Origin of the sequence: Bacteroides uniformis, assembly GCF_025147485.1 — a bacterium.
Classification (GTDB): domain Bacteria; phylum Bacteroidota; class Bacteroidia; order Bacteroidales; family Bacteroidaceae; genus Bacteroides; species Bacteroides uniformis.
The window spans coordinates 200,851-211,545 of record NZ_CP102263.1 but is presented as its reverse complement, the minus strand read 5'-3'; the positions used below and the strand labels follow the sequence as shown (position 1 = coordinate 211,545).

13 protein-coding genes are annotated in these 10,695 nt (G+C 50.2%); 6 read left to right on the top strand and 7 right to left on the bottom strand.

All coding sequences use genetic code 11. The features are described from left to right. Positions 1-18 precede the first annotated feature (18 nt). From NQ510_RS00865 to NQ510_RS00850, 4 genes are all read right to left on the bottom strand, one after another. Positions 19-855, bottom strand: coding sequence for an RteC domain-containing protein (locus NQ510_RS00865; RefSeq protein WP_032938608.1), 837 nt, complete (start codon positions 853-855; stop codon positions 19-21). A gap of 122 nt (positions 856-977) precedes the next feature. Further along, positions 978-1,847 carry a helix-turn-helix transcriptional regulator gene (locus tag NQ510_RS00860; protein WP_005647609.1) on the bottom strand — a complete coding sequence of 290 codons (870 nt, stop codon included), beginning with the start codon at positions 1,845-1,847 and terminating at the stop codon, positions 978-980. Between the two features lie 225 nt (positions 1,848-2,072). Then, positions 2,073-2,633, bottom strand: a complete 561-nt coding sequence (locus NQ510_RS00855; protein ID WP_005829933.1) for a hypothetical protein — start codon at positions 2,631-2,633, stop codon at positions 2,073-2,075. A gap of 30 nt (positions 2,634-2,663) precedes the next feature. Next, complete coding sequence (locus NQ510_RS00850; protein WP_005829935.1) at positions 2,664-2,966, bottom strand: immunity 17 family protein; 303 nt, start codon at positions 2,964-2,966, stop codon at positions 2,664-2,666. Between the two features lie 131 nt (positions 2,967-3,097). Between NQ510_RS00850 and NQ510_RS00845 the strand changes: the two genes are divergently transcribed. After that, on the top strand, positions 3,098-3,853 hold the full coding sequence (locus NQ510_RS00845) for a WG repeat-containing protein (protein ID WP_005647615.1): 756 nt from the start codon (positions 3,098-3,100) through the stop codon (positions 3,851-3,853). 1,056 nt (positions 3,854-4,909) lie between these two features. On the opposite strand, the gene NQ510_RS00840 is transcribed toward NQ510_RS00845, so the two are convergent. The 3 genes from NQ510_RS00840 to NQ510_RS00830 all read right to left on the bottom strand — a co-directional run bounded on the left by NQ510_RS00840 (position 4,910) and on the right by NQ510_RS00830 (position 7,282). Next, complete coding sequence (locus NQ510_RS00840) at positions 4,910-5,869, bottom strand: IS3 family transposase (RefSeq protein WP_225990577.1); 960 nt, start codon at positions 5,867-5,869, stop codon at positions 4,910-4,912. A gap of 23 nt (positions 5,870-5,892) precedes the next feature. Further along, on the bottom strand, positions 5,893-6,273 hold the full coding sequence (locus tag NQ510_RS00835) for a transposase (RefSeq protein ID WP_005829611.1): 381 nt from the start codon (positions 6,271-6,273) through the stop codon (positions 5,893-5,895). Between the two features lie 139 nt (positions 6,274-6,412). Beyond that, positions 6,413-7,282 (bottom strand): NAD kinase, encoded by an 870-nt coding sequence (locus tag NQ510_RS00830; protein WP_005829945.1) that lies wholly within the window; start codon positions 7,280-7,282, stop codon positions 6,413-6,415. A 104-nt stretch (positions 7,283-7,386) separates the two neighbouring features. Here NQ510_RS00830 and NQ510_RS00825 point away from each other — a divergent pair, with 104 nt between their 5' ends. From NQ510_RS00825 to NQ510_RS00805, 5 genes are read left to right on the top strand one after another with little or no spacing between them, the layout of a single operon-like run. Then, positions 7,387-8,100: a pyridoxine 5'-phosphate synthase gene (locus NQ510_RS00825; RefSeq protein ID WP_005829949.1), complete on the top strand. Its 714-nt coding sequence runs from the start codon at positions 7,387-7,389 to the stop codon at positions 8,098-8,100. Further along, positions 8,100-8,816 (top strand): MotA/TolQ/ExbB proton channel family protein, encoded by a 717-nt coding sequence (locus tag NQ510_RS00820; RefSeq protein ID WP_005829951.1) that lies wholly within the window; start codon positions 8,100-8,102, stop codon positions 8,814-8,816. Before NQ510_RS00825 ends, NQ510_RS00820 begins: the two co-directional genes overlap by 1 nt. Before the next feature lie 34 nt (positions 8,817-8,850). Beyond that, positions 8,851-9,261, top strand: coding sequence for an ExbD/TolR family protein (locus NQ510_RS00815; RefSeq protein WP_005833355.1), 411 nt, complete (start codon positions 8,851-8,853; stop codon positions 9,259-9,261). A 34-nt stretch (positions 9,262-9,295) separates the two neighbouring features. After that, positions 9,296-10,114 carry a TonB family protein gene (locus NQ510_RS00810; RefSeq protein WP_005829957.1) on the top strand — a complete coding sequence of 273 codons (819 nt, stop codon included), beginning with the start codon at positions 9,296-9,298 and terminating at the stop codon, positions 10,112-10,114. A 14-nt stretch (positions 10,115-10,128) separates the two neighbouring features. Then, positions 10,129-10,683: a DJ-1 family glyoxalase III gene (locus NQ510_RS00805; protein ID WP_005829959.1), complete on the top strand. Its 555-nt coding sequence runs from the start codon at positions 10,129-10,131 to the stop codon at positions 10,681-10,683. Positions 10,684-10,695 lie beyond the last annotated feature (12 nt).

Sequence of the window (10,695 nt, the reverse complement as noted above, 5' to 3'; positions counted from 1 at the left end):
TTGCTGCCGACTTGCCGATCACCTGCTGTCCATGTCCCGCATCTTTTTCAGCAGTTTCTCCTTCATCTCGTCCAAGAACGCCGTCGGGTTCTGCTGTCCCCGCAGCCTGCCGAAAGCATGGTACACGTTACCCAGATCCACATGGAAGGTCTTCTCGAACAGCGCAGCCAGCTCGCCGATCTCGGCGTTGCCGTTGTCCACGCTTCCGGCGGCATGGATGCCGTAAACAAGCTGTATGGCGGCGATTTTCGTGTCCGTCCAGCGGTGTTCCTTCCCCGGCACGGCTTCCGTACCGTCCCCTCGTGCCGCACGCTCTATCCGGCGGCTCAGATAGACCAGCAGCATCTCCACCGAGATCAGGCGTGCCGCCAGTATGTCGTAGCCCGTGGAGAACTCCGCTTCCTCGTCCAGCACGAAGCTGCCGCTTTCGGGGCTGAGTTCGCCCTTCGCCCGCAGGAAATAGTAATCGTCCCGGTATGTCGCCCCGCTGTGGTAATACTGGTAGAAGGGCAGGTAGCGTTCCATCATCCGCTCGGCACGTTCCATCGCCCTGCGGTAGTACGTTTCGGCTACCCGCAGGCAGCCGGGACAGCCGCTCTCTATCTGATATACCCGGTAATAGTACAGCAACCTGCCCGTCAGGGCGGGCTTGTAGTATTTGAAATAACGGATTTCCTCCTCGTTCCCGCTGAACGGACGGGCGAGCGCATACGCTTTCAGCTCACGGTTCTTGGCTTTCAGGTACGAAACCATCTCCCGGCAGGTGGCGACCGTTTCCTTTCCCTCCATACCGGCGGCAGCGGCAGCCATGCGCCGCTCCGTCTCCTGCAACAATGTATTGAAATATTCTTCCATCATGATTCTGTCTCGGGTTGTTTATAAGGAAGCAAAGTTAGCGGGGTGTCGGGAAACGGGCGTTCTGAATTCTCACCGCCGTGTTCGGATTGTCCGCCAATCGGCTGCGGGCGGTCAGCCCCTCACTTCTGAACCGGAAAAGGATGCCGGACGGGACGGGCGCACCGGGCGATTTCACGGATTTCGGCAGGAGTAGCCTTCAGGTGCTTCTTGCAGAAGTCCCACAGGTAGCTCGGAGTGGCGAAGCCGCACGTGTCGGCAATCTCTTGGAAGGGCATGTCCGTGTCCGCCAGCAGGGAGACCACGTGCACCTTCCGCTGTTCCGTCAGCCAGCGGTGCGGAGTCGTGTTCAGCTCCTCCCTGAACCGCCGTCCCAGCGTATTGACCGACATGGCACATTCCCGTGCCAGCTCCTCCACGTTTTTCACCTTGGGCAGAGCCAGTGCGACCTCTTCCCGGAAAGAGCAGCCCCGCAGGTGCGGCAGGTACTTTTCCACTTCCTGCAAGTCCGCCTTGCCGAACATCGGGGGTATGCCCTTGCGGTACTCGGACTCCCGTTCACGGCGGAAGCGGAACAGCAGTCCCGCCAGACGGTTGCAGAGCACGTTCAGGTGCGGGTATTCGTCGTAGGCGTTGATGCTTGCCTGCATCCGGCAGAGGAACAGGAATCCTCCGCAGTCCTTCTCCCGGAAATACGCCTCCGCCGTATCCAGCAGGAAGTCCGCCGAGCTGCCGTGCCGGTGGTAGGCGACCAGTATCAGCAATCCGGCTTCTTCCTGCACACGGCAGGAAAGGACGGGGCGGTGTTCCCTGAGCAGCTCTACCAGCCGGACCATCCGCCCGTGATCCCGTGCGAGCCGTTCCGCCGCAATCCATGTTACCGGGCGCTCCGCATCCGTTTGCGGCAATACCGTCCGCACCTTTGCCATCCACTCCCGCCATCCCTCCCGGATGGCTTCATTCATTAGAATTTGTGTAAGATTCTCTTTCATTCTGTTTCAATTTTAATGTTAATTACATAAATCTTACACGAAATTACAAATTGTCTGCAACAAGCACCCTTCCGGTGCTTTGCATCGGTTACGGTATGTCCTTGCGCTGCGGATTCGGATTTTGCTCCATAGGTTCGGATATTCGGTCGTGAAAAACAGAAAGGCTGTGCCGGTTCCACCCCCAGAACGGCGTGAGACAGTAAGCAGGGGGGAGCCGGAAGAAGGTCATTCGCCGGTCGGTGAGTATGTCTTGCCGGTTGGTGAGTATGTCTTGCCGGTTGGTGAGTGCGTCTTTTCAACGGGATATTTGCCGTCCCGTATCTCCTGCAACCTTTCGATCAGCGGTTGCTCCTTGGAATGGTTCTTTTGTTCGGCTATGATGAAGAAGGATGCGAAGCTGCCGGTAATATACAGCCAGAACAGGCATTGACCGAGCAGTTTCCGGTATTCGCCCATTGTCTCGTACTTCGCCTGCATCGCTTTCAGCTTCGCAGGACGGTAATACAGCTTTCTGGCAATCCAGATAAAAGGGGCGAGCATCGCTGCGGCGAACAGGTAGGCAACCGGGTTGAACCTGCTCCATTCCACTTTGTCCGTCAGGGAAGAGAACCAGCCCGTCAGCATATCCCATCCCCATGCCTCGAACAAAAGATGGAGAGCCGTCAGGTTAAGAAACCACAGGATTGCCATCGTCCACGTGGCATTGGAGATAACCGCCTTGTCTTTCCTTGCACGTTTGTTCTTGCTCCAGAAGTAATACATCCAGTATGCCGCTTCCTTGAACATAGCTTCCTCCTTTCCTTGTTTTCCGCTTGCTTATCCCGTTACGAAGAACAGCAGCAGAGCGCATCCCGTTGCGGCGGCAACGATCAGCCCCAGCCAGAAACGGTAACTCCTTTCACCCAGCGTACCCAGCCAGAAATTCCCTTCCCAACTTCCCGGACGGGAGTACGTCCACCGCCATCCGCAGACAATCCCCACAAGCCACAGCAGCAGGATTCCCGCCACGATCAGGTAGCCGTACCTCGGATGCTCCTGCAACCACTCCGGCAGACCCTCCATAAACTCGCTTATCTTATCGAACCATTCCATAACAATAACAGAAAAAGCCAAATTCATACCTTACGGACGAACCGTTATACATCAAAGCAAAAATAGTGAAAAGTCCAATCACTCAAAAAGTTTCACCGCAAAAATCTTTCCCGTGTGGAAGAAAATCATTTTATTTGCATCTATATAGCCGCAAACGTATGAAGAAAGCCTCCCCACATAAAAGAACCGGTCGGCCGAAGCTCCCCGGATTCTTCGACCACTTCTTTTATTGGATGTGGCGCAGTTGTCGGCACGGCTTCCCTGACCGTAGTTTTGTGGTCATCAGCGTAGTCCAGTTCGCCTGCCTTCTGTTTCCGGTCGCCGTTGTTTTACAGTTCTTGGACTCTCCGTCTGTCCGCTTTCTCTATGAGACAGACAACCGCCTTACCCTTTTCCCGCTGATACTACCGTTCCCCATACTGCTTTGGAGGAATATGCGCATCTATACCGAAGAGCGTTACCGCATGATGCACGACTTTTACGGGGCGTTCCATGTATCGGTGCGGCAACGCTATCGCCTCCGTTTCCTTGTCTGCACGGTGCTTGCAGTCCTTGCCATCCTGCTTGAAATATGGCTGTTCACCCTTTATCATGACCGTTGCACGGCCATATCCTCCGGCAACAGCCATCCCGCAAGCCTTTATGTCCCATACAGGTATGACAATGGCAACGATTCCGTGCAGGAAGGCGTTTACCGCATCGTCGATGAAAAAGGGCGTATCGGATATGCGGACGAGCATGGCAATACCCTCATAGAGCCACGCTTCGCTTTTGGCTTTCCTTTCGAGAACGGGAAGGCGAAAGTAACCGACACGGGAGAACAGCAAGAAGTTCCCGATTCGGATGGGGAATACCACTATTGGGAAAGCGATGATTGGTATTACATCGACCGGAAAGGGCAAAGGATTGAATAAAAGCCCCAAGACTGCCCTAAATCCGACATTCCAGCCACCCACCTGCCAAACCCTTGCAGGGCAAGCACGAAGCCGCCAAGCCCTATCGGAACACCCCGTTCATCCCACCTTTCCCCCGAAACAAACATAAAAATTCAAAACCTGTTCATTTACAACAACTTAAAAGATTTTCGGTGCAAGCCGCAAAACAGCTCTGTGTGGCTGGTGCAAGGTGCAGCTATATATATAAATATAGCTGCACCTTGCACCACAGAAATACACACTGAAAATCAGCACTTTACACCTCGGGTAAAACCACTGGTGCAACCTCGTTTCTTGCACCGCCTCCTGCTTTTATGCCTTTCCTGTAATCCGGTAATCCCGAAAAATAAAAAATCCCCCGAAACATTTCCCTTTTTCGGTCAAAATCCCTATATTTGCATCAGTTCCAAGAGCAAAGCGAAGCAATGCAGCGAAACCCGCACAGCTACCAAATCGCTACCGGCTACCGAACTTTCTACTCTTTAAGTCTTATCTACCAACCGATTACAAAAAAACGATTGTTTTTTGCTGAAAATATACTTTGTGTGATTATTATTTAATTCTATATTCCACGATGAAGGAGGATGGCAGAAATAGTCATTTGCAGTATAAGAAGTGGTAAACTGATGGATGGGTTTAGGAACTTATTGTCAATACATTACATTTACAGCGTTGTTACATCCTTATGTAAAAGACGTTACATGCCGGGGAAAGACTCTTTACACACCGGGGTAAAGGCCGTTACACACCGGGGTAAAGGCCGTTACATATCGGGGTAAAGGTAGTTACATCCTGGGGTAAATGTCTTTTCCTGATTTAGCTAGACGCTTTTTCTTTTTATAACCGATATCAGTAGACGGTTCTTGGAATGTTGTACTGGTTCAGTAGTCACTTCTTCCCAAGCCCTGCTGATATAGTAGACACAGCAAAGTGAGTTGTCCTGATTCTGTTGACAGTCATCCTGCTGCATTTGCAGAGCCCGTGCTTGCTTGTCCGGCAAGACTGGGTGCCCCTAAAAGAGGCATTCTGTCTTTGTCAGGTGCGCTGTCCTGCGCCTTCGCCCGGACTTGCTGTCCGGCTTTGCAAAGATATTGCATCCTTCTTTTTATTGCTACTTGTGGAAGGATATTTTTTCTTCTTCCACATTTTCTTCTGTATTCCCTTCTCCAGATGCGCCACAGCAGGTATTTTATACCCGATACTCATATGCGGTCTGCGATGGTTATAGAAATGTATGTAGCGAGCTATGACATTTCTTGCATGCCCGATTTCGTTGAACCGGCCTCGAGGATGGCTGCTTTCCGCCTTAATAATCCCGTTGATACGTTCCGCAACGGCATTGTCGGTGGGTTTGTAGTCTTCCGTCATACTGATGGCAATGCCATGTTTCTGAAGAAGTGCCACGTATGGGTCGCAACAGTATTGTACGCCACGGTCCGAGTGATGTATCAGGCCCGTAAGATTTTCATCTCCTGTCATTTCAACAGCCTGCTCTATAGCCTGTTGCAATGCATTGATGGTTGCCGATACCCGTAAGGTGTCGGCAAGCACCCATCCCACTATCTTATGGGAGTAGGCATCCGTAATCAGATGCAGATAACAGACTTCACCATTGGCAAGTGGTATATAAGTAATGTCGCTGACCCACAACTGGTTGGCTGAAGTCAAGGTCAGTCCTTTGATTAGGTTCTTCCACTTGTGGTAGCGATGGTTGGAGTTCGTCGTATGCCGGGTCTTGCGGGCAGGAAGCATCAAGCGGTGTTGCCGGAGCAATGCATAAAAGCTGTCCCGCCCAGGCATGAACCCGGCTCCAAAAAGCACGGTGAGCATAATCCACAGTTTGTAACAGCCTATACCCGGATCTTCGATACGGATATCACGGACAGCATCCAGCATGAGACGTTCCCTATGTATCTGACTCTCAATGTCAGCCTTTGACTGGTAGTAGGCTTGACGACAATGGCCAAACAGACGGCAGGCCAACGCAACTTTCAGGTTGCGCTGACTGACCAGTTCCGTTACGATTTGGCCCCAGATTTTTTTCTGATAGGGATGTTGAAGAGTTCTTCAGCACGCGTAATCATCAACTCACGGGCTTCTGTTTCCAGCTTGGAGAAAGACAGAGCTTTCTCCAGCTCTTTAATGCGCTTTTTTAATTGGGCATTTTCATCTTTGTAGGCTTCCTTGCTGCGATTGGACATATCTGGTGATTCTTGTTCAGAAGGCAAAGATAGCTCTTCTGCTAAATTTGAATACTTTTTAATCCAACTATTTAGCAAGGCAGGGCAACAAATGCCATGTGCCCGGCAAAAGGCATGCTTACTCATACCTGATTGGTAGTAAGAGTGAAGAAAAAACAGTTTTTCATCTTCACGATAAAGCTTTCGTTTTGAAGTCATAATAGTAACACATTTATTAGTTTGTAAATGTGTCTACCTATATCAGGATAAGACAAAATGGAGTTCCCCACTGAGGTAAATAAGTTATCCTGCTGGAGTGAATAGGTTATCCTGCTGGAGTGAATGAAGTGATATAGGCTTATCTGATGTCCGCCCCCCACATTAGTTTATTGCGAAGGGTATCAAAGAAAATATGGTTGAACCGTTTCACTACCTTTATGCTATAGTCGGCACGTGAGATGTGCAACCGGGTCGTTTCTTTGCAGGACTCGCTACGGCCGTCGATGGCAACCAAGAAGTTGTGGCTGCGGCTTTCCACATCAAGTGTAATTTCCCAGTCGTCACAAATGACGATGGGACGGACGTTGAGGCTGTGTGGAGCCACCGGGGTGATGGCGATGGTTTTACTGTGGGGCACAATGACCGGACCGCCGACGCTGAGTGAGTAGGCGGTGGAACCGGTAGGTGTGGAGATAACCAGGCCGTCAGCTTGATAAGTGGTCAACGGAGCGCCATTGATGGCGGCGTGGATACTGATCATGGACGAACTGTCCCGCTTCAATACGGCTATCTCATTGAGGGCGTAAGGGGATTGCATCAAGCGTTCATCGTCGCACCTCAGTTGCAGTACACTACGCTCTTCCACCTTATAGTGATTATTGTAGATTTCATCGAAGGTCTCTTCCATCTCTTCCGGTGAGATGTCGGCAAGGAAACCCAGCCGGCCGGTATTGATGCCCAATATGGGGATATTCTTCTTTCCTACACGGCTGGCTGCTTTTAGGAAAGTGCCGTCGCCACCGATGCTGATAACCATGTCGGCACAGAAATCATCTCCGTCAAACAATTCGGCGTCAGGTATGTTTAAATGTAAATCGGCAGTCAGGAAGTGATGGAATTCCCGGCAGATGCAGAGCTGTGCATTATGCTGTCCGAGCAACCGGAAGAGGTTTTCTGCATGCGAGGATTTCTTTGCTTGGTAGGTATTTCCGAATATGGCAAATTTCATAATCAATTCTGTTGGATTGAAGTGCAAAGATGCTATTTTTTTCTCAGAATGCTGCCAATATATAACTATTATTTGTACTTTTGTCCCAAACTATAAACCGAATTATGACTAGATTAAGCGTTAATATAAATAAGGTGGCAACGCTGCGCAATGCCCGTGGAGGTGATGTCCCGAATGTTGTGAAGGTAGCGCTGGATTGTGAAGACTTTGGTGCTGATGGCATTACGGTGCATCCCCGTCCTGACGAGAGGCATATCCGCCGTAAGGATGTATATGATTTGCGGCCGTTGCTGCGGACAGAGTTCAATATCGAGGGGTATCCTGCACCCGAATTTATGGATTTGGTCTTGAAGGTGAAACCGCATCAGGTAACTTTGGTGCCCGACAGCCCTACACAGCTGACTTCAAACGCAGGCTGGGATACCAAGACCCATTTTGACTTCTTGAACGAAGTGTTGGATGAGTTCAACAATGCTGGTATCCGTACTTCCGTATTTGTTTCCACCGATGCCGAAATGATAGAATATGCTGCCAAAGCCGGTGCCGACCGCGTGGAGCTATATACGGAACCTTATGCTACGGCTTATCCCAAAGGACGGGAAGCGGCTGTAGCTCCTTTTGTCGAGGCTGCCAAGGTGGCCCGCAGCTTAGGCCTGGGGCTGAATGCCGGACATGACCTGAGCCTGGTGAATCTGAATTATTTTTATCAAAACATTCCGTGGCTGGACGAGGTGTCCATCGGGCATGCGCTGATTAGTGACGCGCTGTATCTGGGATTGGAGCGTACGGTCAAGGAATATAAAAACTGTCTTCGCTGATGAATGTAATGTTGTTATTGGCCCAAGTGGCTCCGGCACTGACTGACTCTATTGCAGGTGCCAATCCGGTACTGACACAAGTAAACGCTTCCGACGAAATGAACTTATGGAGCATGGCCGTCAAGGGCGGCTGGATTATGGTTGTCCTGGGCTTGATGTCCGTACTTTGCTTTTACATCTTGTTCGAACGCAACTATGTTATCCGGAAGGCGGGGAAAGAAGACCCCCAGTTCATGGATAAGATAAAGGATTATATTTTGGGTGGGGAATTGAAAGCTGCCATTGCTTATTGTCGCAGTGTGGATACTCCCTCGGCCCGTATGATTGAAAAGGGTATCAGCCGTTTGGGACGCCCGGTGAACGATGTGCAGGCTGCCATCGAGAATGTGGGTAATATTGAGGTTGCCAAACTGGAGAAGGGAATGACGATTATGGCCACGATTTCCGGTGGCGCTCCTATGCTAGGCTTCCTTGGCACGGTGACGGGTATGGTACGTGCATTTTGGCAAATGGCAAATGCCGGAAATAATATTGATATAACGTTGCTTTCCGGTGGTATTTATGAGGCGATGATTACTACGGTGGGCGGTTTGATAGTCGGTATCATAGCTATGTTTGCCTACAATTACCTGGTGACATTGATAGATGGCGTGGTCAACAAGATGGAAGCCAAGACAATGGCATTCATGGATTTGTTGAACGAACCGGCGAAATGATTAATTAAAGAATTAAGAATTAAAACTTAAAGGCGTGTTAAAACGTAGAGCTAAAATATCACCCAATTTCAGTATGGCGTCCATGACGGACCTGATTTTCCTGCTGCTGATTTTCTTTATGATAACATCTACCATGGTATCGCCCAATGCTATCAAGGTACTGCTGCCGCAGGGAAAGCAACAGACTTCTGCAAAGCCTTTGACAAGAGTCATCATAGATAAGAATCTGAATTATTATGCTGCTTTTGGCAATGACAAGGAACTGTCTCTGACGCTTGAAGAATTGACTCCTTTCCTACAATCGTGTGCGGAGAGGGAGCCTGAAATGTATATAGCTTTGTATGCTGACGAAACAGTGCCTTACCGGGAAATCGTGAAGGTGCTGAACATTGCAAACGAGAATAAATTCAAGATGGTGCTGGCTACACGACCACCGGAAAACTAAATCGTACATTGTACATGGCTAAATTGTAAATGCAATGGTGAATCGGAAGAAGAAAGGAAAATATATAGGTATGGCAGGTGCACTTGTGGTGCATGTTGCCATTATTGCCCTTCTGATACTGGTAGGATTCACACCGCCGGAACCCTCGGAAGAAGGCGGTGTACCCGTTATGCTGGGAGAGGTGCCCGATGCACTGGGCGCTGCCGACCCTTCTTTAGTAAAGGTGGATGTCATGCCGGAGGAAACCGCTCCTCAGGTGCAGGAAACGGTGGAGCAGGACATCATTACGCAGGAAACTGAAGAAACCGTTGCCATAAAGCCCAAAGCCGAACCCAAGAAAAAGGAGGAGGTGAAGAAACCGGAAAAGACGGAAGCCGAAAAAGCGGAAGAGGCCCGCAAACTGGCAGCGGCAAAAGCCGAACGGGAACGTAAGGAAGCCGAGGAAGCTGCCCGTAAACGGGTAGCTGGCGCTTTTGGCAAAGGTGCCCAAATGGGTAGTAAAGGCGATACGGAAGGCGAAGGTATTCAAGGAAGTCCTACGGGAAATGCTCCGTCCGGAGCCACTTCGGGTACGGGAGGCTACGGCTCGTTTAATTTGGGCGGACGTTCTCTTGGTGAGGGCGGATTGCCGCGGCCGGTATATAATGTGCAGGATGAAGGTAGGGTTGTGGTGACCATCACAGTGAACCCTGCCGGACATGTGATAGCAACCAGCATCAACCGCCAGACCAATACCGTCAATCCCGCATTGCGGAAAGCGGCAGAGGATGCTGCCAAGAAAGCCCGTTTCAATGCGGTAAGCGGCTTGAACAATCAGACGGGAACAATAACGTATTATTTTAATCTAAAATAAGAGGAGGAACAATTATGGGTACAGTTTATGTTTTTTTTGCCGACGGATTTGAAGAAATAGAAGCTTTTACTTCTGTGGATGTGATGAGACGCGCCGGACTGAACGTAGAAATGGTGACGGTAACCCCTGATGAAATAGTGACGGGAGCACACGATGTTCCGGTCTTGTGCGATAAGAATGTAGTGAACTGCGACTTCTTTGATGCAGAGCTTGTATTATTGCCTGGCGGTATGCCGGGTGCGTCCACTTTGGAGAAGTGTGGAGAACTGCGTAATCTGGTACTGCGTTTTGCCCAAGAGCAGAAACCGATTGCTGCTATTTGTGCGGCTCCTATGGTATTGGGTAAGCTGGGATTGCTGAAAGGCAAGAAGGCTACTTGCTATCCCGGCTTTGAACAGTATTTGGAAGGTGCCGAATGTACGGGTGCTCCGGTAGAAAGAGACGGCAATATCATCACTGGTAAAGGACCGGGCGCTGCCATGGAGTTTGCATTGGCCGTAGTGGAGCTGTTGCAAGGCAAAGAGAAGGTGCAGGAACTGAAAGAAGCTATGTGCGTAACGGATTTATGATTTAAAATCATA

Bases quoted from the DNA above. Each gene is read 5' to 3' on its own strand.
- NQ510_RS00830 (WP_005829945.1), bottom strand. From the start codon at position 7,282: ATGAAATTTGCCATATTCGGAAATACCTACCAAGCAAAGAAATCCTCG.
- NQ510_RS00860 (WP_005647609.1), bottom strand. From the start codon at position 1,847: ATGAAAGAGAATCTTACACAAATTCTAATGAATGAAGCCATCCGGGAG.
- NQ510_RS00855 (WP_005829933.1), bottom strand. From the start codon at position 2,633: ATGTTCAAGGAAGCGGCATACTGGATGTATTACTTCTGGAGCAAGAAC.
- NQ510_RS00850 (WP_005829935.1), bottom strand. From the start codon at position 2,966: ATGAATTTGGCTTTTTCTGTTATTGTTATGGAATGGTTCGATAAGATA.
- NQ510_RS00835 (WP_005829611.1), bottom strand. From the start codon at position 6,273: ATGACTTCAAAACGAAAGCTTTATCGTGAAGATGAAAAACTGTTTTTT.
- NQ510_RS00845 (WP_005647615.1), top strand. From the start codon at position 3,098: ATGAAGAAAGCCTCCCCACATAAAAGAACCGGTCGGCCGAAGCTCCCC.
- NQ510_RS00805 (WP_005829959.1), top strand. From the start codon at position 10,129: ATGGGTACAGTTTATGTTTTTTTTGCCGACGGATTTGAAGAAATAGAA.
- NQ510_RS00825 (WP_005829949.1), top strand. From the start codon at position 7,387: ATGACTAGATTAAGCGTTAATATAAATAAGGTGGCAACGCTGCGCAAT.
- NQ510_RS00810 (WP_005829957.1), top strand. From the start codon at position 9,296: ATGGTGAATCGGAAGAAGAAAGGAAAATATATAGGTATGGCAGGTGCA.
- NQ510_RS00820 (WP_005829951.1), top strand. From the start codon at position 8,100: ATGAATGTAATGTTGTTATTGGCCCAAGTGGCTCCGGCACTGACTGAC.
- NQ510_RS00865 (WP_032938608.1), bottom strand. From the start codon at position 855: ATGGAAGAATATTTCAATACATTGTTGCAGGAGACGGAGCGGCGCATG.